The organism is Streptomyces malaysiense (genome assembly GCF_000980885.2).
Taxonomy (GTDB): domain Bacteria; phylum Actinomycetota; class Actinomycetes; order Streptomycetales; family Streptomycetaceae; genus Streptomyces; species Streptomyces malaysiense.
Map to the genome: position 1 here is coordinate 38,540 of NZ_LBDA02000079.1, position 21,703 is coordinate 60,242.

General features: G+C 73.1%; 21 protein-coding genes, 1 tRNA gene and 1 pseudogene. 12 read left to right on the forward strand and 11 right to left on the reverse strand.

All coding sequences use genetic code 11. From position 1 onward, the window contains the following. Nucleotides 1-43: 43 nt before the first annotated feature. Both VT52_RS28615 and VT52_RS28620 read right to left on the reverse strand, forming a co-directional pair. Complete coding sequence (locus tag VT52_RS28615) at nucleotides 44-676, reverse strand: DedA family protein (RefSeq protein WP_240509913.1); 633 nt, start codon at nucleotides 674-676, stop codon at nucleotides 44-46. Beyond that, nucleotides 673-1,446: an MBL fold metallo-hydrolase gene (locus tag VT52_RS28620; protein ID WP_046418270.1), complete on the reverse strand. Its 774-nt coding sequence runs from the start codon at nucleotides 1,444-1,446 to the stop codon at nucleotides 673-675. Before VT52_RS28620 ends, VT52_RS28615 begins: the two co-directional genes overlap by 4 nt. 84 nt (nucleotides 1,447-1,530) lie before the next feature. Between VT52_RS28620 and VT52_RS28625 the strand changes: the two genes are divergently transcribed. From VT52_RS28625 to VT52_RS28635, 3 genes are all read left to right on the forward strand, one after another. Beyond that, nucleotides 1,531-1,962, forward strand: a complete 432-nt coding sequence (locus VT52_RS28625; RefSeq protein WP_046418194.1) for a hypothetical protein — start codon at nucleotides 1,531-1,533, stop codon at nucleotides 1,960-1,962. Nucleotides 1,963-2,115: 153 nt separating this feature from the next. Then, nucleotides 2,116-4,197 carry an alkaline phosphatase family protein gene (locus tag VT52_RS28630; RefSeq protein WP_046418192.1) on the forward strand — a complete coding sequence of 694 codons (2,082 nt, stop codon included), beginning with the start codon at nucleotides 2,116-2,118 and terminating at the stop codon, nucleotides 4,195-4,197. A 110-nt stretch (nucleotides 4,198-4,307) separates the two neighbouring features. Next, nucleotides 4,308-4,733, forward strand: a complete 426-nt coding sequence (locus VT52_RS28635) for an OsmC family protein (RefSeq protein ID WP_046418190.1) — start codon at nucleotides 4,308-4,310, stop codon at nucleotides 4,731-4,733. A gap of 104 nt (nucleotides 4,734-4,837) precedes the next feature. On the opposite strand, the gene VT52_RS28640 is transcribed toward VT52_RS28635, so the two are convergent. Then, a complete protein-coding gene (locus VT52_RS28640) occupies nucleotides 4,838-5,701 on the reverse strand; it encodes a helix-turn-helix domain-containing protein (protein ID WP_046418188.1) in 864 nt (287 codons plus the stop codon). Between the two features lie 119 nt (nucleotides 5,702-5,820). Further along, entirely contained in the window at nucleotides 5,821-6,648 is an 828-nt protein-coding gene (locus tag VT52_RS28645) for a helix-turn-helix domain-containing protein (RefSeq protein ID WP_046418186.1), read from the reverse strand. A 193-nt stretch (nucleotides 6,649-6,841) separates the two neighbouring features. On the opposite strand from VT52_RS28645, the gene VT52_RS28650 reads away from it, so the two are divergent. Then, on the forward strand, nucleotides 6,842-7,147 hold the full coding sequence (locus VT52_RS28650) for a 4a-hydroxytetrahydrobiopterin dehydratase (protein ID WP_046418183.1): 306 nt from the start codon (nucleotides 6,842-6,844) through the stop codon (nucleotides 7,145-7,147). A 5-nt stretch (nucleotides 7,148-7,152) separates the two neighbouring features. Further along, entirely contained in the window at nucleotides 7,153-7,893 is a 741-nt protein-coding gene (locus tag VT52_RS28655; RefSeq protein ID WP_046418181.1) for a class I SAM-dependent methyltransferase, read from the forward strand. A gap of 32 nt (nucleotides 7,894-7,925) precedes the next feature. Here VT52_RS28655 and VT52_RS28660 read toward each other — a convergent pair whose 3' ends face one another. Then, a complete protein-coding gene (locus VT52_RS28660; RefSeq protein WP_046418267.1) occupies nucleotides 7,926-8,711 on the reverse strand; it encodes a phytanoyl-CoA dioxygenase family protein in 786 nt (261 codons plus the stop codon). A 145-nt stretch (nucleotides 8,712-8,856) separates the two neighbouring features. On the opposite strand from VT52_RS28660, the gene VT52_RS28665 reads away from it, so the two are divergent. From VT52_RS28665 to VT52_RS28675, 3 genes are all read left to right on the forward strand, one after another. Then, a complete protein-coding gene (locus tag VT52_RS28665) occupies nucleotides 8,857-9,789 on the forward strand; it encodes a class I SAM-dependent methyltransferase (RefSeq protein ID WP_046418178.1) in 933 nt (310 codons plus the stop codon). Nucleotides 9,790-9,883: 94 nt separating this feature from the next. Beyond that, nucleotides 9,884-10,585, forward strand: a complete 702-nt coding sequence (locus VT52_RS28670) for an SDR family oxidoreductase (RefSeq protein WP_046418173.1) — start codon at nucleotides 9,884-9,886, stop codon at nucleotides 10,583-10,585. Between the two features lie 217 nt (nucleotides 10,586-10,802). Further along, a complete protein-coding gene (locus VT52_RS28675; RefSeq protein ID WP_046418171.1) occupies nucleotides 10,803-11,414 on the forward strand; it encodes an antibiotic biosynthesis monooxygenase family protein in 612 nt (203 codons plus the stop codon). 151 nt (nucleotides 11,415-11,565) lie between these two features. Here VT52_RS28675 and VT52_RS28680 read toward each other — a convergent pair whose 3' ends face one another. The 3 genes from VT52_RS28680 to VT52_RS28690 all read right to left on the reverse strand — a co-directional run bounded on the left by VT52_RS28680 (nucleotide 11,566) and on the right by VT52_RS28690 (nucleotide 15,572). Continuing rightward, entirely contained in the window at nucleotides 11,566-12,402 is an 837-nt protein-coding gene (locus VT52_RS28680) for an aldo/keto reductase (protein ID WP_046418265.1), read from the reverse strand. A gap of 108 nt (nucleotides 12,403-12,510) precedes the next feature. Beyond that, nucleotides 12,511-14,337 (reverse strand): AMP-dependent synthetase/ligase, encoded by a 1,827-nt coding sequence (locus VT52_RS28685; RefSeq protein ID WP_046418170.1) that lies wholly within the window; start codon nucleotides 14,335-14,337, stop codon nucleotides 12,511-12,513. Nucleotides 14,338-14,702: 365 nt separating this feature from the next. Next, nucleotides 14,703-15,572 carry a LysR substrate-binding domain-containing protein gene (locus tag VT52_RS28690; protein ID WP_046418167.1) on the reverse strand — a complete coding sequence of 290 codons (870 nt, stop codon included), beginning with the start codon at nucleotides 15,570-15,572 and terminating at the stop codon, nucleotides 14,703-14,705. Between the two features lie 143 nt (nucleotides 15,573-15,715). On the opposite strand from VT52_RS28690, the gene VT52_RS28695 reads away from it, so the two are divergent. After that, a complete protein-coding gene (locus VT52_RS28695) occupies nucleotides 15,716-16,837 on the forward strand; it encodes a bile acid:sodium symporter family protein (protein ID WP_079175338.1) in 1,122 nt (373 codons plus the stop codon). On the opposite strand, the pseudogene VT52_RS36205 reads toward VT52_RS28695, so the two are convergent. Both VT52_RS36205 and VT52_RS28705 read right to left on the reverse strand, forming a co-directional pair. After that, nucleotides 16,790-17,302, reverse strand: a pseudogene (locus VT52_RS36205) (LamG-like jellyroll fold domain-containing protein); the annotation flags it as partial. The gene VT52_RS28695 and the pseudogene VT52_RS36205 overlap by 48 nt on opposite strands. Before the next feature lie 32 nt (nucleotides 17,303-17,334). Next, nucleotides 17,335-18,252, reverse strand: coding sequence for a quinone oxidoreductase family protein (locus VT52_RS28705; protein WP_046418165.1), 918 nt, complete (start codon nucleotides 18,250-18,252; stop codon nucleotides 17,335-17,337). 139 nt (nucleotides 18,253-18,391) lie between these two features. On the opposite strand from VT52_RS28705, the gene VT52_RS28710 reads away from it, so the two are divergent. Next, nucleotides 18,392-18,913, forward strand: a complete 522-nt coding sequence (locus tag VT52_RS28710) for a MarR family winged helix-turn-helix transcriptional regulator (protein ID WP_079175339.1) — start codon at nucleotides 18,392-18,394, stop codon at nucleotides 18,911-18,913. Between the two features lie 213 nt (nucleotides 18,914-19,126). On the opposite strand, the gene fdhD is transcribed toward VT52_RS28710, so the two are convergent. Continuing rightward, on the reverse strand, nucleotides 19,127-19,972 hold the full coding sequence (gene fdhD, locus VT52_RS28715) for a formate dehydrogenase accessory sulfurtransferase FdhD (protein WP_046418163.1): 846 nt from the start codon (nucleotides 19,970-19,972) through the stop codon (nucleotides 19,127-19,129). A 255-nt stretch (nucleotides 19,973-20,227) separates the two neighbouring features. Here fdhD and VT52_RS28720 point away from each other — a divergent pair, with 255 nt between their 5' ends. Both VT52_RS28720 and VT52_RS28725 read left to right on the forward strand, forming a co-directional pair. Then, entirely contained in the window at nucleotides 20,228-21,175 is a 948-nt protein-coding gene (locus tag VT52_RS28720; RefSeq protein WP_046418160.1) for a beta-ketoacyl-ACP synthase III, read from the forward strand. A gap of 186 nt (nucleotides 21,176-21,361) precedes the next feature. After that, nucleotides 21,362-21,449, forward strand: a tRNA-Leu gene (locus VT52_RS28725). Nucleotides 21,450-21,703 lie beyond the last annotated feature (254 nt).

Below are 21,703 nucleotides of genomic sequence, written 5' to 3' on the forward strand. Positions count from 1 at the left end.
CGTACGACCCGCACCCGAGACCCGCGCCTACGCTCCCGCGCCGCTACCGCAACCGCCGCACCACACCGGGAACCGCGCTGATCGCGACGGTCACCGCCACCGCCACCACCACCCCCTCCCACGGCTCGGGGAACAGCGAACCCCCCACGATCCCGATCACCTGATACGTCGCCGCCCACGCCAGGCACGCCGCCGCGTTCCCCCGCGCGAACCGCCGGGGCGGCCACTCGGCCATCAGACAGGCGAGCATCACCGGAATCCGCCCGGCCGGCACCAGCCGGGACAGCACCAGCACCGCCACCCCGTGGTCGGCCAGCTTGCCCCGCGCCCGCTCCAGCCGCTCCTCCGGTGCCCGCGACCGTATCGCCCGGAGCCACCGGGACCCGCCCCGCGACCGCATCCCGCGCCATCCCAGCCAGTACAGCGCGGCGTCCCCGAGGAACGCCGCGAGCGACGCCGTGGCGAACACCAACGCCATTGAGAACGGCGCCGTCTGATGGAACGCCACCACCGCCGCCGAACTCACCAGCGCCCCGGTCGGCACCACCGGCACCAACGCGCCGATCAGCACCAGCAGGAACAACGACGGGTAGCCGAGCGCCTGTTGCGTCGACTCCGGCGGCACGGCGGACCCCGTCGCCGCGGCCAGCGCCGCCGCGGCCGCCGACCGGCTCACCGGGCGACCTCCGGCCGGACCCTCTCGCCGTGCGCCGGCTTGTGCACGGCCACCTTCGGAGCGGCCACGGCGGCGAGTCGCACGAACTCGTCGCCCGGCGCGTGGAATTCGTGCGGCCGCACCGCGTCCATGCCGATCGGCCAGTACGTCCCGTAGTGCACCGGTATCGCCGCCCGCGGTGCCAGCAGGTCCAGGGCCCGTGCCGCGCGGCCCGCGTCCAGGTGCCCCTCCCCGAGGAACGGCCCCCAGCCGCCCACCGGCAGCAGCGCCACCTCCACCTGCCCCACCCAGTCGGCCATCGTGTCGAACAGCCCGGTGTCCCCGGCGAAGTAGGTCCGGGCCTCCCCCTCGATCACGAACCCCAGCGCGGGCGAGCGGTGCGGGCCCACCGGCAGCCGCCGCCCGTCGTGCCGCGCGGGCACCACCCGCACCAGCAGATCGCCGACGCGTATCCCGTCCCCCGGCGCCACCTCGGTGACATGGAGGTGTCGCAGCCGGCGCGCACCCGGCACCACCCGGAGTGCGCCCCGGGGTATGAGCAGGCGCGTGCCCGGGTCGAGAGCCTCCAGCGACGGCAGATGCAGATGGTCGGCGTGCAGGTGGGAGACGAGTACCACGTCGGCGCGCCGGGCCTCGTCCGAGGGGAGCGCTCCCCGTCGGCGGCGCAGATGCGCGAGGCGGCTGGCGAACAGGGGATCGGTGAGCACTCGTGTGTTCGAGTCTTCGATCGTGCAGGTGGCATGGCCCCACCAGGTGATCTCCACCGGCACCTTCTTCGCCTCCTTCACGCGCCTGTCCGAAGCCTACGGGCAGGAGTAGGGTCGGCGGCGAAAACCGGAGGTGAGGGGGACGCCATGGGACAACCACGGGGCGCCTCCGGCGCGCGCACACCCGCACGGGTCATCGCCATCGCCAGCCTGACCCCCCTCGAGGAGCTCGACGCCGACCCCTTCCTCGTCGACAGCCGCACCCAGCACGCCATGTGCGCCCGCTGGGCCGACGAACACGGCTACGTCGTCGCCCGGGAACTGCTCGTCGGCGGGCTCCGCTTCGACCACCGCGCCCTGTGGGACGGCGTACGCCCCGGCGTGGACGTGTTCGTGGCGCCCAGCCTGCGGGTGCTGCGCCGGGCCCTGTCGTCCGTCGAGGAGTTCACCGCCGAGTGCGCGCGGCGCGGGGTGCGCGTGGTCACGGTGGGCCGGGCGGAGCCGTCGTACGACGCGCAGATGAAGGCCCGGGTGCACCGCCGGCTGTCCATGCCGACCGCCGGGTACGACGGACGGTGATCCCGGGGCACGGCGGACGGTGAGACCCCCGTCACTCCTTCGGGGGGCTCCCGGCCGGTATGACAAGGTGGAGGGCGGCCCGGTCGCCCCAGCGCACCGGGACGGTGACCTCGCCGCGGGGCGGGGGAGGGTCGAGGCGGAGGAAGCGCGGGCGTGCGGGGCGTAGGGTGGCGGCGGATCGCCAGTCAGATCGGGCGCAGCGTCGCCGTATGGGCCGTCTCCACGCTCACCATGCTGGCCCTCGCGCTGCTCCTGCCCGACTTCCGGCTCCAGTCCGCCGACGGCGACAGCGCCACCCGGATCGCGCTCACCGCCGCCCTCGGCGCGGGTGCCTTCGGCATCCTGTCCGCCGTGGTGTGGCCGCTGCTCGTCCGGCTGCTGCTGCTCGTCCCGGCCCTCGTCCTCGGCCTGCTGGTCTTCTTCCTCAACGGCTCGCTGCTGCTGGTCGCCCTGCGCCTGAACCCCACCGGCCGGGGCGCGGTCGCGCCGGAGACCGCCGTCATCGTGGCCGCGGTCATGTCGGCCGTCGCCTCGGCCACCGGCGGTGCCCTCGCCGTCCGCGACGACGAGGCGTACCGGCACCGGCTGCACCGCCTCGCCGCCCGCCGCCGAAGAACCGACCCGCCCTGCGCCACGACCCCCGGCCTCGTCGTCCTCCAGCTCGACGGCGTCGGCCACGACGTGCTGACCAGGGCAGTGGCCAAGGGGCTGATGCCCGCGATCGCCCGCCGGCTGGCGGCGGACGGGGGCACCCGGCCCGCGACCCACCGGCTCACCCCCTGGCACACCGACTGGTCCAGCCAGACCGGCGCCAGCCAGCTCGGCATCCTGCACGGCAGCACCTACGACGTCCCCGCCTTCCGCTGGTACGAGAAGGACCGAGGGGAGGTGATGGTCTGCAACCGGCCGACGAGCGCCGCCGAACTCCAGCGCCGCGCCGTCGCGCACACCGGTGACGGCGGACTGCTCACAGAGGACGGCGCCAGCCGCGGCAACCTCTTCAGCGGCGGCGCCGGGGAGCAGGCCCTCGTCCTGTCCATAGCGGGCCGCCGGAGCCGGGAGAACCGTTCGCGCGCCGGGTACTTCGCCTACTTCTCCGACCCCGCCAACGCCGTGCGCACCGCCCTGTCCTTCGTCGCCGAGGTGGCCCGCGAGATCGGCGAGTCACTCCGCGCCCGGATCCGCCGGCAGCGCCCCCGTGTCTCCCGCGGCGGCCTCTACCCGCTGGTCCGCGCCTTCGCCACCGTCGTGGAACGGGACGTCGTCGTCGCCGCGGTGATGGGCGACATGCTCGCGGGACGCACCGCCGTCTACGCCGACCTCGTCGCCTACGACGAGGTGGCCCACCACTCCGGACCGCACAGCCGCGACGCCGAGAAGGTGCTCACCCGCCTCGACCGCAGCCTCGCCCTGCTCGCCCGGGTCGCCGACCACGCCCCGCGCCCGTACCGCCTGGTGGTCCTCTCCGACCACGGGCAGAGTCCCGGCGAGACCTTCCGCGCCCGCTACGGCCTCACCCTCGGCGACCTCGTGCGGGCCGGCTGCGGACTGCACGTGCCGCGCCGCGCGGAACACACGCACAGCGGTACCGAGGCGCGGGCCGCCGTGCGCGCCGCCCTGCGCCGGCCCGTGGAGGAGGGCGAGCGGCACCGCCCCGCCCGCCGCCGCGAGCCCGTCGTACTGGCCTCCGGCAACCTGGGCCTCGTCTCCTTCCCGGACGTGCGCCACCGCATGACCAAGGAGGAGATCGACGCCCGCCACCCCGCCCTGCTCGCCACCCTCGCCGACCACCCGGGCGTCGGCTTCCTGCTGGTGGCGAGCGAGGCGCACGACGGCGTGGTGCTCGGCCCCGGCGGCACCGAGATCCCGCTGGCCGACCTCGACCGCGACCCCGGCCCGCTGGCGCGCTTCGGATCCGGCGCCGTCGAGGCGGTGCGCCGCACCCACTCCTTCCCGCACACCGCCGACATCATGGTGAACTCCGCGTACGAGCCCGCCGACGGCGAGGTGCTCGCCTTCGAGGAGCAGATCGGCTCCCACGGCGGGCTCGGCGGCGCCCAGTCCCGCCCGTTCCTGATGTCCCCGCTGGAGCTGTCCGAGCCCGCCGCGCCGGGGGAGCGGCTGACCGGGGCCGAGCAGGTGCACCACGTACTGCGCCGCTGGCTCGGTGAGCTGTCCGGACCCGAGGTCCCGCTCGGCGCGGCCGCCGTCGAGCAGGACGAGCGGGCGGCCTGACGACGCGTCCCCCGGACACCGCCGAACCCCCGCCCGTGCCGCACGGATGTGATCGGATAGGGATCCCGGACACCCGGTATCGGGACCGCCCCCTCGCGAAAGGAACCATCGTGGCCACCACGCGCACCGCGCACACCGAATGGGAAGGCAACCTTCTTGAGGGCCAGGGCGTCGTCAGCTTCGACTCCTCCGGCATCGGCGCGCAGCCGGTGTCCTGGCCGTCGCGCGCCGAGCAGGCGAACGGCAGGACCAGCCCCGAGGAGCTGATCGCGGCCGCCCACTCCAGCTGCTTCTCCATGGCCCTCGCCCACGGCCTGGCCGGCGCCGGCACCCCGCCCACCCGGCTGGAGACCAAGGCCGACGTCACCTTCCAGCCCGGTGAGGGCATCACCGGCATCCACCTCACCGTGCGCGGCGAGGTGCCCGGCCTGGACGAGCAGGGCTTCCGGTCGGCCGCCGAGGACGCCAAGAAGAACTGCCCGGTCAGCCAGGCGCTCACCGGTACGACGATCACCCTGACCGCCGAACTGGCCTGACCCGGGCCGCGCTTCCGGGCACCCGGGTGCCGCGCTCCCCTCGCGGGCGTGGCACCCCGGGCCCGCCGGACGGACACCCGGGCGCTCGGCGCGCCCTGTACGGCTCAGAACCGTGCCCGGTACTCCCGAAGGATCTCCCGGGTGCGCCGCGCCGAGGCGGCCCGCGCCGTCATGTGGTCCAGCACCTCCAGGTGCGCGGCGACCTCCCGCCGCGCGTCCAGGTACAGGGCGCCGGTCAGATACTCGGTGAACACCATGTCCGGCAACTCCGGCTCGGCGAACCGGAACAGCGTGAACGGCGCGTACGTCCCCGGGTGCGGGCCCGCCGCGAACTCCGCGACCTGGAGCGTGATCCGGTCCTGCCCGGCGCACTCCACCAGCCGGTCCAGCTGGTCGCGCATGACGTCGGCGGACGTGCTCACCGGCCGCCGCAGCACCGTCTCGTCCATGATCACCCACAGGTGCGGGGGATCGTCGCGCTCCAGCAGCCGCTGCCGTTCCATCCGCAGCGACACGTGCCGCTCCACCGCCTCGGGCTCGCTCTGCCCGATCGTCCCCGCCTCCATCACCGCCCGCGCGTACGCCTCGGTCTGGAGCAGTCCCGGCACGAAGTGCGGTTCGTAGGACCGGATGATCCGGGCGGCGCCCTCCAGGCTGACGTAGAGGCTGAACCAGTCGGGCAGCACATCGTGGAACCGCTGCCACCAGCCCGGCTGGTTGGCCTCCTCCGCCAGCCGCACGAACGTGGCCGCCTCCTCCCGCGCCACCCCGTAGGTGTCGAGGAGTACCTGCAAGTACGGTATTTTCAGGGAGACTTCGGCCGTCTCCATACGGCGGACCGTGGCCGCCGCGACCCGCAGTACACCGGCGGCCTCCTCACGGCTGAGCCCGGCCGCCTCGCGTAGTTCCTGCAACCGTCTGCCGAGCACCACCTGGCCCACGGTGGGTGCGGCCCGCCGCTCGCTCACGCCACGCCCTCCCCTGCCGTGCCGCCCTGGCGCGCAGCAGTCTGTCACGTGACGCCCTCTCGCACAGCGGATCGACCGCACCAAAGGATCACAGGTTCGTCAACCCGCGGCGGGATTGGTCAACCGGCCAGCGTCTGGAGGTACTTGGCGGTCGCCGGGTCGGCCGGCAGGAAGGTCTCGATGGCGAGTTCGGCGACGGTCACGTCCATCGGCGTGTTGAAGGTGGAGATGGAGGACACGAACGACAGGATCCGGCCCTCGTGCTCGACCCGCATCGGCAGCGCGAAGTACGGCACCGGCTCCTCCGGCTCCTCGCCCGGCGCGTTCTCGGGCACCGGATACGCCGTCACCTCCTCGTACAAGGCGCGCAGTTGGTCCGAGCGGTGCAGCGCGAGCTGGCGTTCCATCTGCGCCACCAGGTGTCCGCGCCACTCGCGGAGGTTGCGGATCCGCGGTGCGAGGCCCTCGGGGTGCAGGGTCAGCCGCATCGCGTTCGGCGGCTGCAGCAGCTTGTCCGGGATGCCGTCCAGCAGCATCGTGATGCCCCGGTTGGCGGCCACGACCGTGTACCCGGCGTCCACCACCAGCGCCGGATAGGGCTCGTACCCCTGGATGAGCCGCTCCATGCCGTCGCGCAGGGCGTCCAGGGCGGGGTCGTCCAGCGGGGTCTCCGGGTAGCGCGGGGCGTAACCGGCCGCCAGCAGCAGCGCGTTGCGCTCCCGCACCGGCACGTCCAGGTGCTCGGCGAGCCGCAGCACCATCTCCTCGCTCGGGCGGGATCTGCCGGTCTCCACGAAACTGATGTGCCGGGCGGAGGAGTCGGCCCGCAGGGCCAGCTCCAGTTGGGAGACGCGGCGCCGCTCCCGCCAGGCACGGAGCAGCGGTCCCACCCCCTTGCTGCCGGGGGTGGCGGTGGACACGGAAGCTTCGGTGGCGACCATGGTCATGCCCCGACCCTAAACGAGAAGCGCGCACCACAACGACCTCGCGCACGCGGACGCGCCAGGTCGGGCCGGAATCCGCGGTCCCCCCCCGCCGGTACCGGTCCGATCGGTCCCGCGGACGCGTCGCCCGGCCGTCCGGGCCCGGCACGTGGCAGGCTGGGAGGAGACCCGCCCCCGTCCCGAAGGGAGCCGCGCCATGGCCGTCGCACCGCTGTCGCAGAAGGAGATCGAGGACCGGCTCGCCGAACTCCCCGGCTGGTCCGCGGACGGCGACCGGCTCACCCGCACCTACCGGCTGCCCTCGCACTTCGCCGCGGCCGCCCTGGTCACGCACATCGCCCGTATCCAGGACGAGCTGGACCACCACTCCGACTGCACCCTCGGCTACCACTCCGTCGACCTCACCATCACCACCCACAGCGCCGGCGGCACGCTCACCGAGAAGGACTTCACCCTCGCGCGCAGAGTGGAGGACATCGCCCCGGGACACGGCGCACACTGAGGGTCGTGCTCGACTACGACAAGGAAGCCCGTGTCTACGACTCCTCACGTGGCGGCGAGGAACGCGCCGCGGCCGCCGCGGCCGCCGTCCTCGGCCTGATACCCGACCGCTCGGGTCGCCTCCTCGACCTCGCCTGCGGCACCGGCATCGTCACCCGCCGGCTCGCCGCGGCCCGCCCCGCGATCCGGGTGACCGGTGCCGACCTCGCCCCGGGCATGATCCGCCGGGCCGCCGTCCGGCTTCCCGGCGCGGTCGTCCGGGCCGACAGCCGCCGACTGCCCTTCCCCGCTGCCACCTTCGACGCCGTCACCAGCATCTGGCTGCTGCACCTGCTGACCGGTCCCGATGACCTCGGAGCCGTCCTCGCCGAGTGCGCCCGCGTCCTCAGGCCGGGCGGGGTGTACGTCACGACGGTCGACAAGGCCGCCGCGCACGACGTGGGCAGCGACATCGAGGCCGCCCTCGCCGACCGCCCGGTCCGCCCCGCCGCGGACGCCGCCGGCCTCGTCACCGCGCACGCCGCCCGGCACGGGCTCGCTCCCGCGGGGCGGTCCGCCTTCCCCGGCGTCGGCCAGGGCCGCAGCCCCCGCAGCACCATCGCCGACCTGCACCGGGGCTGGTTCAGCCTGCTGCCGCCCGGCGATCCCCGCCGGCGGACGTACGCCGCCCGCCTCGCAGCGCTCCCGGACCAGGACCGCCCGCGCGCGGACCCGACCTTCTCGCTGCGTGCCTTCCGCAGACACTGACCGGACGAGTCCCGGCCGGGGCCGGGACGGGGTCACGGGCGGCGGCTGGTGGTCCGCCGCCCGAGTCCCCGGCGGATCGCCGTCTCCACCGGTGAGTACGCCCCGTCCGGCCGTTCCAGTTCGCAGGGCGCCACCGGGTCCAGCCCCGGCTGCGCCATCAGCCGGGGCCGGGTGCCCCGGTGCGGCTGCGCCGCGTGCACCAGGAACGGGTGGCACAGATAGACATCGCCGGGGCGGCCGGTGGCCAGGGCCAGCGGCCGGTGCCCGCTCGCCGCGACCAGCTCCGGTGCGATCTCCAGCCCCGAGACACCCGCCTCGCCGTACGGTTCGAGCACCGGCGGCACGTCCAGGTGGGAGCCGACCCGGATCCGGGTCGGCGCGTCCTCCTCGGTCACCTCGCTGAACAGGAACAGCATCAGCAACGCCCGGTCCCGCGAACGCAGATTGGTGTGGTACCAGGTGGCACCCTCGGGCAGATAGCTGCCCTCGATGTGCCAGCCGGCGTCGCCCGGGTCCTCGGGGTGCGGGAAGCGCAGCGGGAACGTGCCGAGCGAGTAGCGCGGCAGCCAGCGTCGTTCACCCACCAGGAGGTCGAACGCCGCGTGCAGGGCGGGGGAGTTGGCGGCGGCCGCGAAAGGCCCCCGCGCCAGACCGCCGACGCGTACCACCGGCTCCTTCCAGGTACCGGGGTCCTCCGGGTCGTATCCCGTCTCCTGCCACAGCAGCCGCGCGCAGTCCTCGGCGACCCGGGGCGCGACCGCGCCCTCGATCTTCACGAACCCGTCGTCGAGGAAGCGCTCCACCATGTCTTCGCCCATGCGGGCCATGGTGGACGAGAGGAGGCGGCCGGGCATCCGGTTTTCCGGCAATCCCCTGGCCACGGATTTGCCGGGTCGGCAACGGAACTGGCCCTCGCCCGGTGCGCCGTCGCACCCTGACGGCATGGAAGAGAGGCTGACCACGATGGCGCACGACCAAACCGGCGACCACGCCCACGGCCAGGGGCACGGAACGGGCCGGGGCGAGGGGCACGGGCACGGCCACGGGCACGGCACCGACCTGGACTGGAACGAGATGGGCCCGCTGCTGGAGGCCCAGGCCGAACTGTTCGCCCCCCTGTACCGGCAGGTCCTGTCCTGGCTCGCGGACGAGGTCGCCGAGCCGGCGCTGATCGCGGACGCGGGCAGCGGTCCCGGGGTCCTGTCCTGCCTGTTCGCCGAGGCGTTCCCAGGCGCCCGGGTCGTCGCCGTGGACAGCGGCGCGCCGCTCCTCGACCGGGCCCGCGCCCGCGCCGACCGCCTCGGCCTCACCGACCGCTTCGACACCCTCGTCGGTGAGCTCCCGGACGTGCTGGACCAGTTGCCGAAGCCGGCCGACCTGCTGTGGGCCAGCCGCAGCCTGCACCACCTCGGCGACCAGCGGGCCGCGCTCGCCGCGTTCGGACGGCGGCTCGCCCCCGGCGGGACCCTGGCCCTCCTCGAAGGCGGCCTGCCCTCCCGCTTCCTGCCCCGTGACCTCGGCATCGGCCGCCCGGGACTGCAGGCACGGCTGGACGCGCTGGAGGAGGACCGGTTCACCCGGATGCGTACCGAGCTGCCCGGCTCCGTCGCCGAGACCGAGGACTGGCCGGCCCTCCTGACCGCCGCCGGCCTGCGGTACACCGGCAGCCGCAGCTTCCTGCTCGACCTGCCCGCGCCGGCCGACGAGCGGACCCGCGCCTACGTCGCCGCCACCCTCGGCCGTCTGCGCGAGGGCTTCGGCGACGCCCTCGCCACCGAGGACCAGGACACCCTCGACCGGCTCCTGGACCCGGCCGACCCCGCGAGCGTCCACCGGCGGCCGGACGTCTTCGTGCTGTCCGCCCACACGGTGCACACGGCGGTACGCCCGTCCTGACCGCGCGCGGCGTCTCGCGCCGCTTGACTTCGAGAGCGCTTCAAGTGGTGAACTCCCCTTCGTCCACCGGCATTCCGGAATCCAGGGGGAAACCATGAACGACTCTCCGGTCGCGCTCATCACCGGCGGCGGCAGCGGCATCGGGGCTGCCGTCGCCCGGCAGCTGCTGGCCGCGGGCCACCGGGTCACGGTCACCGGCCGTACGGAACGGCGGCTGCGGGACTTCGCCGCGGGGCTGGGCGACCCCGAGGCGCTGACGACGGTCGTCGGCGACGCGGCCTCGTACGACGACATCCGGCACGCGGTCGGCCGCACCGTCGACGCGTACGGCCGGCTGGACACCGTGGTCGCCAACGCCGGGATCGCCACCCACGACTCGGTGGCCGAGGGCGACCCGGCCGGCTGGTCCGAGATGGTCCTCACCAACGTCCTCGGCCCGGCCCTGCTGATCCGCGCCTCGGCCGACGCGCTCAAGGAGACGCGCGGCCGGATCGTGCTCGTCGGCAGCGTCGCCGGGTTCGTGAACACGCCCGGCAACCTCTACGGAGCGACCAAGTGGGCGGTCACCGGACTCGCCGAGAACACCCGGCGGCAGGTCACCGACTTCGGCGTCGGCGTGACGCTGATCGCACCCGGCCGGGTGGAGACCCCGTTCTGGGACGGCTTCGGCAGCCTGCCGCCGGGGCACCTGCTGACCGCCGACCAGATCGCCGACTCCGTGGTGTGGGCGATCCGGCAGCCGGCCGGGGTCGATGTCAACACCGTGGTCGTGCGTCCGCTGGGTCAGCCCAACTGATCCGGCGGCGCTGCGGCAAGAACGGCGCGGTGGGGGACGTCTCTGTTAGGAAACTTTCCTTACCGAGCTGCTCCGTAGTGGCATAAGCGTCATGTGCGTGCCAGCTCTCCGGTCGCGGCCGCGCGGAACCACCGGCGTATTGCGGTGGTTCATGCCCATGGCGAGACTGGAGACACCGGAGGGATCCGCGTCATCCGCGTCCGGGAGGCGAGGCGTCATGTTCGTACGCACGGTCTACGCGACCGGGGATCCGGCCCTGCTGGACTCGGCCCTGCGCGCCCTGAACAGCCAGGGCCACGATCTGCTGGAGGAGCGGCCCGGCTATCGCGGCGCGGGCGTCTTCGTCGACCGCGAACTGGGCAAACTGCTCACGGTCAGCTGGTGGGAGTCCGAGGAGGCGCAGGTCAACAGCGACGAGGTGATGCGGGAGCGGCGCCCCGCGCTGCTGGAGCCGTTCGCCGCCTCGGTGGCCGTCGAGCACTACCGCGTCGCGGTCTTCCACGCCCTGCCGCGGCCCGTCGTCGGCGGCGGACTGCGCGTCGCCCGGCTGGAGTTCGATCCCCGGGACGCGGACCTGCTGGCCGACACCTTCCACGCGACCGCGCTGCCGCGTCTGGAGACGGTCCCGGGACTCGCCCGCACGGCGCTGCTGCTGGACCACGAGCGCGGCCGGGGCATCGCGGGCACGGTCTTCACCGACCGCCACACCCTGGCGGCCTCCCGCGCCGCACTCTGCGCGATCCGCCGGTCCGGCACGGCGAAGGCACGGGCGACGGTGGTCGCGCTGGAGGAGTTCGAGGTGGTGCACGCGGACGCGCACACGATGTGACGGCGGGCGGGCCCTCGGCACCGTGGTGGTCCGCGGGTCCGCGGGTCCGCCGCCGGTCGGTCGGGTGGTTCCCCGGCGCCCCGTGCGCGTCCACGCGCCCGGTCGGCCGCGTGTCCGGGGCGCCCCTGGACACGCGGCCGGAAGCCTCTCGTCAGCCCATGTCGAACGTGGCCGGGTCGGGCCCGATCCTGCGGTCCTCGTTCAGCGCGCCGATCGCCGCCAGATCCTCCGCGTCCAGGCTGAAGTCGAACACCTCGATGTTCTCCTTGATCCGCGACGGCGTCACCGACTTCGGGATCACGATGGTGCCCTGCTGCACGTGCCACCGCAGCACCACCTGTGCCGGAGTGCGGTTGTGCTTCTGCGCGATCGCCACGATCGCCGGCACCTCCAGCAGTCCCTTGCCCTGTCCGAGCGGCGACCAGGCCTCCGTCCGGATGCCCTGCTCCGCGTGGTACTCCCGGGCCGCGTGCTGCTGAAGGTGCGGATGCAGCTCGATCTGGTTCACCGCGGGGACGACGGACGTCTCCTCGGCGAGCCGCCGCAGATGCTCCGGCAGGAAGTTGGACACACCGATGGCGCGGACCCGGCCGTCGGCGTACAGCTTCTCCAGCGCCTTGTACGTGTCGACGTACGTGTCCCGCGCCGGCAGCGGCCAGTGGATCAGGTACAGGTCGAGACGGTCGAGCCCCAGCTTGCCGAGCGACGTGTCGAAGGCACGCAGCGTCGCGTCGTACCCCTGGTCGCTGTTCCAGAGCTTGGTGGTGACGAAGATTTCCTCGCGGGGCAGACCGGAGGCCGCGATGGCCCGGCCGGTGCCCTCTTCGTTGCCGTACGCCGCGGCCGTGTCGATGCTGCGGTACCCGGCCTCCAGCGCCGTGCCGACGGCCTGCTCGGCCTCGTCGTCCGGCACCTGCCACACGCCGAAGCCCACCTGGGGCATCTCGACGCCGTTGTTGAGGATGATCGGGGGGACCTTGCTGCTCACGAGCTCGTTGATCCTTCGCTGGTCGACGACGTGGTTCTCCATCGTCAACGATCACACACTGCGATACATTCCTGACGCGCCCGGGACACCCGGATCCCTCCCGGCCCGTCAGGACCTGTACAGGGCCTCGACCTCGCGCTCGTACGCCTTCTCGATCGCCTTCCGTTTGAGCTTCAACGACGGTGTCAGCAGGCCGTGTTCCTCGGTGAACGGCTGTGCCAGTATCCGGAAGGTGCGGATCGACTCGGCCTGCGAGACCAGCGTGTTCGCGGCGACCACCGCGCGCCGCACCTCGGTCTCCAGATCCGCGTCCCGCACCAGCTGCGCGGGCGCCAGTGCCGGTTTGCCGCGCATCTGGAGCCAGTGCTCGACGGCCTCGTGGTCGAGGGTGACCAGGGCCGCGATGTAGGGGCGGTCGTTGCCGACCACGATGCACTGGCTGACCAGCGGGTGGTCGCGGACCCGCTCCTCCAGCACCCCGGGCGAGACGCTCTTGCCGCCGGAGGTCACCAGGATCTCCTTCTTGCGGCCGGTGATCGTCAGATAGCCGTCCTCGTCGAGGGAACCCAGGTCGCCGGTGGCCAGCCAGCCGTCGTGCAGCGAGCCGTCGGTCGCCTTGGGGTTGTTCAGATAGCCCTGGAAGATGTTGCCGCCGTACAGCCAGACCTCGCCGTCGTCGGCGATGTGCACGGTCGTCCCGGGGATCGCCTGGCCGACCGTGCCGTAGCGGGTGTGCTCGGGCGGGTTCGCGGTCGCCGCGGCCGTCGACTCGGTCAGCCCGTAGCCCTCGTAGATCTGCACGCCCGCGCCGGCGAAGAACAGCCCGAGCCTGCGGTCCATGCCGGAGCCGCCGGACATGGCGTTGCGGATCCGGCCGCCCATCGCGGCCCTGACCTTCGTGTACACCAGCTTGTCGAAGAACTGGTGCTGCATCCGCAGCCCCGCGGTCGGACCCGGCCCGACCCCCCAGGCCTTCGCCTCGATCGCCTCGGCGTACCGCACCGCCACCTCGACCGCCTTCTCGAACGGCCCCGCCTTGCCCTCCTTCTCCGCCTTGCGCCGGGAGGCGTTGAACACCTTCTCGAAGATGTACGGCACCGCCAGGATGAACGTCGGTCTGAACGTCTGGAGGTCGGGCAGCAGGGCCGCGGCGTTCAGCTGCGGCTGGTGGCCGAGGCGCACCCGGCCCCGGATCGCGGCCACCTCCACCATGCGCCCGAAGACATGGGCGAGCGGCAGGAACAGCAGGGTGGAGGCCTCGTCGCCGCGTTTGGAGTGGAACACCGGCTCCCAGCGGCCCACCACGCTGTCCGCCTCGATCATGAAGTTCCCGTGCGAGAGCACACAGCCCTTGGGGCGGCCCGTGGTGCCCGAGGTGTAGATGACCGTGGCCACCGATTCCGGGGTGACCGCCTCCCGGTGCCGGTGCACCACCTCGTCGTCCAGATACGCGCCGGCGTCGTACAGCTCCTGCACGCAGCCCGCGTCCAGCTGCCACAGCCGGCGCAGCCGCGGCAGCCGGCCGATCACCGTGGCGATGGTCATCGCGTGGTCCTCGTGCTCCACGATCGCCGCGGTGACCTCGGCGTCGTACAGCATCCAGAAGCACTGCTCGGCGGAGGAGGTGGGGTAGACCGGCACCACCTGGGCGCCGATGGCCCACAGGGCGAAGTCGAAGAGCGTCCACTCGTAGCGGGTACGGGACATGACCGCGACCCGGTCGCCGAACCGGATCCCGCTCGCCAGCAGACCCTTGGCCAGGGCGAGGACCTCGTCACGGAACTCGGCGGAGGTCACGTCGCGCCACTGCCCGGCGGCGTCCTTGCGGCCGAGGGCCACCCGTCCCGGATCCGTCCGGGCGTGCTCGAAGACGACGTCGGCCAGACCACCCACCGGCGGTGCCGACGTGAGAGGCGGGTTGGTGAACTCGCGCAATCCTCGCTCCCCGATCCTCGCTGCCTGAACGCGCCGGTGATGTGCGGCACAGCGCCGTGAAAGCTACCTCACACCCTGAGTGGAGGGGAGGGGGTGGGAAACCGAGCAAACCTCGCCTTCCGCCCGATGGTTGTCCGGAAAATGCCCGCACATGGGGAAGGGGCGGACACGGTACTGACGGGTCAGTAAGTTTCGGGGGCGTAATCTCCACCGAATCTGTACGCGCCGATTACCGCTCTGTACAGGGCGATTACGGCCATGGCCACGCCGTGCGCGGCGCGGCCCAGGCCCCGCCATACCCTTCCCGTGCGGCCGGCGGCATCCGGATCGCCCCCCGTGCCCGTGTGAAGAGCGCCACACCGCCGTCAGCCGCCGTGGCGCCGCAGCCGCTCCCCGCCCGCGAGGACCGCGGCCGCGAGGGCGTCCGCCGCCTCCCGCGCCCCGGTCCGGTGGCGGCCGTGCGCCAGGACGAAGTCGATCTTGCCGAGCTCCGGCAGCCCGCCGCGCTCCGGCAGCCGGAACAGGCCCGGCGGGATCAGCCGGCGCGAGTGCGCCATCACGCCGAGCCCCGCGCGGGCCGCCGCGATCAGTCCGTTGAGGCTGCCGCTGGTGCAGACGATCCGCCAGTCGCGGCCCTGCCGCTCCAGCGCCTCCAGGGCCCGCGCCCGGGTGATGCCGGGCGGCGGGTACACGATCAGCGGCACCGGCCGGCCGGCGTCCAGGCGCAGCCGCTCGGCGCCGATCCACACCAGGTCGTCCCGCCACACCAGCGCACCGCGCGGATCCTCCGGGCGCCGCTTGGCCAGCACCAGGTCGAGCTTCCCGGCGGCCAGCCGCTCGTGCAGGATCCCGGACAGCTCGACCGTCAGCTCCAGGTCGACCTCGGGGTGGTCGTAACGGAAGCCCTCCAGGATCTCCGGCAGCCGGGTCAGCACGAAGTCCTCCGACGCGCCGAACCGCAGCCGCCCGCGCACCCGGGTCCCGGTGAAGAACGCCGATGCCTGCTCGTGCACCTCCAGGATCCGGCGCGCGAAGCCCAGCATCGCCTCGCCGTCCTCGGTCAGTTCCACGGAGTGGGTGTCCCGGGCGAACAGCGGGCGCCCCGTCGCGTCCTCCAGCCTGCGCACATGCTGGCTCACCGTGGACTGGCGCACGCCGAGGCGGCCTGCCGCCCGGGTGAAACTCAGCGTCTGGGCGACCGCGAGGAAGGTCCGCAGCTGCGTGGGGTCGTACACGGACCCCAGCGTACGTCGCCATCGCGAATCATGATGACAGTGAGAGTGGTGTACGGGATTCCCGATCGGGGCCGGACGGCGGATCATGAGGAGAGGCCCCGTGGGGCCTGCCCGGAATCCCGTCGCACACCCATCGGAGCACCGTGACACGCCTGCGCTGGCCGAGCTGGATGCCGATCGACCCGTACATCGTGCTGCTCCTGGGCACGGTGGGCCTCGCCGCCCTGTTCCCGGCCCACGGCACCGGCGCCACCGTGGCCTCGGGCGCCTCGACCGCCGCGATCGCCTTCCTCTTCTTCCTCTACGGAGCCCGCCTCTCCACCCGCGAGGCCCTGGACGGACTGCGTCACTGGCGGCTCCATGCCACCGTGCTGGCCTGCACCTTCCTCGTCTTCCCCGCACTCGGCCTGGCCGCCCGCGCCACCGTGCCGGTGCTCCTCACCCAGCCCCTCTACCAGGGCCTGCTCTTCCTGACCCTGGTGCCGTCCACGATCCAGTCCTCCATCGCCTTCACCTCCATCGCACGTGGAAACGTGCCCGCGGCCATCTGCGCCGGCTCCTTCTCCTCCCTGGTCGGCATCGTCATCACCCCGCTGCTGGCCGCCGTACTGCTCGGCAACAGCGGCGGCGGGTTCTCCGCCGACTCACTCGTCAAGATCGTGCTGCAACTGCTGGTGCCGTTCCTCGCCGGGCAGCTGCTGCGGCGCTGGATCGGCCCCTTCATCACCCGGCACAAGAAGGTCCTCGGGCTGGTCGACCGCGGCTCCATCCTGCTCGTCGTCTACACCGCGTTCAGCGAGGGCATGATCCAGGGCATCTGGCACCAGGTCAGCCCCGCCCGGCTCGGCGCGCTCCTGCTGGTGGAGGCGGCGGTGCTCGCCGTGATGCTGGTGGCGACCTGGTACGGCGGCCGGGTGCTGGGCTTCGGCCGGGAGGACCGGATCGCCATCCAGTTCGCCGGCTCCAAGAAGTCCCTCGCCTCCGGTCTGCCCATGGCGAGCGTCCTGTTCGGCGCCCATGCCTCCCTGGCCGTGCTCCCGCTGATGCTCTTCCACCAGATGCAGCTCATGGTGTGCGCGGTCATCGCCAAGCGCCGCGCCCATGACCCCGGGGTCGAGGACGGGGACGCCGACCGGGTTGCCGGTGCCGGGGACGGTGCCGGGGACGGTGGCGCCGCCGGGGCCGGGGCCGAGGCGGGTGACGGGGCCGACGGGTCGGCCGCCGACCCGGTCCAGGGGCAGCCACAGAACCGTGTCCTTCGGTGACCGCAGCGCCTTCGGGTCCGCCGGCTCCCGGTCGGCCAGGGCCCGGTCCCACACACGCACCTCGTCGATCGCGCCGGTGAAGAAGGCCCGGCTGTCCCTCCGCTGGCCTATGCGCACACCGAAGGGCGAGTCACGGCTCACCGAGCCCGGCACGTCGGCCGCCGAAGCCTGCGCACCGTCGACGGACAGCGACAGCTTCCCGCTCCCGCGGCGCAGCACCGCGTGGTGCCACCGGCCGTCATGACGGCGGCCGCGGCGAGTGCGGGTCTGATTCGGGCGCGAAGACTGTGACGGCACGTGCGGCCTGCCTCCCGTCGGCCGGACATCCGGACATCCGGACATCCGGACATCCGGACATCCCATGTCCAAGGTGCGCCTCATCGAAGGTGATTGGGCCTTTGGAGTCATGCAAGAAGTGTGCCGGGGCCGGCCCCGCGACACGATGGGGCCCGCCACCGGAAGCATCCGGGGGTCTGCCGGAGCGGAGGCGCGGGGGCTCACGGGCGCAGCACGACCTTGCCCAGGTTGGACCGCGTCTCGATCGCCGCGTGCGCCCGCGCCGCCTCCTCCAGGGCGAACTCCGCGTGCACGACGGGTCGTACGCTCCCCTCCCCGAACAGCCGCCACAGCTCCCGGCGCCACCGCTCGTACAGCTCGGGCCGGCCGCGGGCGATCAGTGCCATCTGGAAGCCGATGACCGACTTGGCGCCCACGAGAAGGTCGTACGCCCGGACTGTCCCGCCGCCCGAGCTGTAGGCGACCAGCCGGCCGTGCGGGGCGAGGGCGGCGACGGCGGGGGTGAGCAGATCGCCGCCGACCCCGTCCAGGACGCGGTCCACGGGGTATCCCCAGCTGTCGTCGGCGTACCGGACGCAGTCGTCCGCGCCGAGGGAGCGCACGAACCGCGCCTTCGCCGGGTCGGACACGGCCCCCACCACGCGCCCCGCTCCCCGCGACCGCGCCAGCTGCACCGCCAGGTGTCCGACCCCGCTCGCCGCCGCCGTCACCAGCACCGACCCGCCCGGCTCCGGGCGCGCTGCCGACAGGGCGCCGAGCGCCACCAGCCCGCTGCGCACCAGCGCCACCGCGTCCACCTCGGTGGCGCCCTGCGGCACCGGTGAGGCCATGGCCTCGTCCAGCACCGCGTATTCGGCGTACCCGTGCCCGAAGCAGAGCCCGGTGACCCGGTCCCCGGTCCGGAACCGGGTCACCCCCGCGCCGACCGCCGCCACCTCGCCCGCCAGTTCACCGCCCAGCGGTATCGGCTCGGCGGCCTCGCGCACCTTGCGGACGACCGGCAGGGTCACCCCGATCGCGGCGCAGCGCACGAGCAGCTGCCCGGGTCCGGGCTCGGGGACGTCGGCCCGCTCGGTGAGCAGGGGGCCGCCGGGGGAGTCGTACCGGACACGACGCATCGCACCTCCATTACCGGTCGGACCGGCGGGTTCGGCCGCGGGGCCGGGGGAGACCGAACTCCGCGGAATCGTTGGGGGCGCCAACGGTATGCCGAAATTCATGGGGAAGTCCAATGATTTCTCGGATAGGCTGCCGACCATGGCCGCCGAAACGTCCCCGACCGCGAAGCCGCCCCGGACCGCCGAAACCACCGAACCTCCCCCGGGCGCCGAACCGCCGCGGAAGCCCGAACCGCCGCTGACCGCGATCCGTGCGCTGCCCAGCTGGCTCCTCGGCCGGGCCGCCGCGCGCGGCCGGACCCTCGTGGCCGACGCCCTCGCCGCCGAGGGGCTGAAGATGTGGCACCACGTGGCGCTCTCCGCCGTCCGCGACCTTGCCCCCGTGGCGCAGGCCGACCTCGCGCGGGGGATCGCCCTCGATCCCAAGGACCTGGTCGGCATCCTGAACGACCTGCAGAGCGCCGGCCTGGTCGTCCGCGCGCCGGACCCCGGGGACCGCCGTAAGAACGCCGTGTCCCTCACCGAGGAGGGCGGCCTGCTCCTCGAACGCTGCGAGCAGGCCGCCCGGACGGCCAACGAGGAACTGCTCGCGCCGTTGACGACGGCCGAACGCGAGCTGTTCATGCTCCTGTTGACGCGGATCTCCGGCACGGAGGGGTGACCGGGGCGGGGCAGGGCCGCAGACCGGCCGGCCCGGACTGTTCCCGGGCCAGGGTTCCGCCGCCGTCCACGACCACCACCGAGCCGGTGTCGCAGCGGTGGTCCAGGGTCTCTTCCGGGCGTGGTCACACCCTGAGGCCTGGTTCCTGCGCGCCCGTCCCGTGATCCGTCCCGTGATCCGACGGACGGGGCTCATCGGCCGGCCGGGTGGCCGTCAGTCCCTGGCCGCCTCCTCCAGGGCGATCCGGTCGTCCCCCGCGTACACGTTCATCGAGCTGCCCCGCAGGAACCCGACGAGGGTCAGGCCGGTCTCCGTCGCGAGGTCCACCGCCAGTGACGACGGCGCCGACACCGCCGCCAGCACCGGGATCCCGGCCATCACGGCCTTCTGCGCCAGCTCGAACGAGGCCCGGCCGGAGACCAGCAGCACCGTCCGGGACAGGGGCAACCCGTCGTCCTGGAGGGCCCGCCCCACCAGTTTGTCGACCGCGTTGTGCCGGCCGACGTCCTCCTTGATGTCGAGCAGTTCCCCGTCCTCGGTGAAGAGGGCGGCCGCGTGCAGCCCGCCGGTGCGGTCGAACACCCGCTGGGCCTCCCGCAGCCGCTCGGGCAGTCCGGCCAGCAACTCGGGCGTGAGGCGCAGGCGGGGACGGTCGGAGATGGGCCAGCGGGTGGTCGTACGTACGGCGTCCAGGCTGGCCTTGCCGCACAGTCCGCACGAGGACGAGGTGTAGACGTTGCGTTCGAGGGTGAACTCGGGGAGGGAGACGCCCGGGGCGGTCCGCACGTCGACCACGTTGTAGGTGTTCGAACCGTCGGCGGTCGCGCCCGCGCAGTAGACGATGTTCCGCAGGTCGGACGCGGCGGCCAGCACACCCTCGCTGACCAGGAACCCGGCCGCGAGCGCGAAGTCGTCGCCCGGGGTGCGCATGGTGATCGCCAGCGGCTTGCCGTTCAGCCGGATCTCCAGGGGCTCCTCGGCGACGAGTGTGTCCGGCCGGGTGGCGACCGCGCCGTCCCGGATACGGATGACCTTGCGTCGTTCCGTGACTCGTCCCATGTCCTGATCAGCCCCGGTTCTGTACGTGCTGGCGGCCGAAGCGGCCCTTGGTGCGGAGATCTCGTCATCCTGCACCTGCATTGTCCTGCACATGGAGGACGAGACCGCGGCCCGCCGCACGCGAGAGCGCCGTGGTGCTGAGGGGAGCCGACAATTCGTATGCACGATTCCTGTGGCTTCACGTGCCGTCGTACTGGCGAGTCACTCAGCAGACTGTGGGTCCCGTTCACCACGGCAACAAGGGGGACCCCCGTCATGCACGGCTCTCGCATCGCCGCCATCGGCCACTATCAGCCCGCCCGGGTACTCACCAACGAGGACCTGGCCGGCATGGTCGACACCAGCGACGAGTGGATCCGCACGCGGGTGGGCATCCGCACCCGGCACATCGCCGGCCCCGACGAGCCGGTGGACGAGCTGGCCGCGCAGGCCGCCGCCAAGGCCCTCGCCGCGGCCGGGCTCGGGCCCGCCGACATCGACCTGGTCCTCGTCGCCACCTCCACCGCGATCGACCGGTCCCCGAACACCGCCGCCCGGGTCGCGGCCCGGCTCGGCATCCCGGGGCCCGCCGCCATCGACGTCAACGTGGTGTGCGCCGGCTTCACCCACGCGCTGGCCACCGCCGACCACACCATCCGCGCCGGCGCGGCCACCCGTGCCCTGGTCATCGGCGCCGAGAAGATGACCGACGTCGCCGACTGGAGCGACCGCAGCACGTGCGTCCTCGTCGGCGACGGCGCGGGGGCCGCGGTGGTGGAGGCGTGCGCGCCGGGGCGGGAACCTGGCATCGGGCCCGTGCTGTGGGGGTCGGTGCCGGAGATGGGGCACGCGGTACGGATCGAGGGCACACCGCCGCGGTTCGCGCAGGAGGGCCAGAGCGTCTACCGCTGGGCCACCCACCGGCTGCCGGCCATCGCCCGCCAGACCTGCGAGCGTGCCGGTATCGCCCCCGAGGACCTCGCCGGCGTCGTCCTGCACCAGGCCAACCTGCGCATCATCGAACCCCTCGCGGAGAAGATCGGCGCCGTCAACGCGGTGATCGCCCGTGACGTGACGGAATCCGGCAACACCTCCGCCGCGAGCATCCCCCTCGCCCTCTCCAAACTCGTCGAGCGGGGCGCACTGCTCAGCGGCGCGCCGGTGCTCCTCTTCGGCTTCGGCGGGAACCTGTCCTACGCCGGCCAGGTCGTCCACTGCCCGTAGGGCAACGGCCGTCCGCACGCACGATCACTCTGCGTAGGCGCGCTCCAGCGCCTCGTACACGGCCGTCAGCTCCACGCGCTCCTCGCCCCGCCCACGCGGAATACGCAGGTGAAACGCACTCCGAAACCTTGGTATTGTTGTCCATGTCGCCGCGAGGGAAGCCCTCCGCAAGGCGGCAGACACCTGGTCCGGGTGGCGGAATGGCAGACGCGCTAGCTTGAGGTGCTAGTGCCCTTTATCGGGCGTGGGGGTTCAAGTCCCCCCTCGGACACCAGCAGGGACGTTCACGAGATCGTCCTGAAGCGTTCACGAATTACCGGTCGAGTCATGTGACTCACCGGTATTTCGTCGTTTCTGGGGCCTTGAGCCTCGTGATCGGCTCGATGAGGGGGTGAGGCGGTGGCGGTCCAGGCACTGCGCCTCTCACCTGCGAAAACAGGACATGCCTGCGCGACGGCTGGTAGCCGTGGCGCAGGCATGTGGGGTTTTCAGGGGGCGGAGCGCGGCGGAGGTGTGTCACTCGCGTGG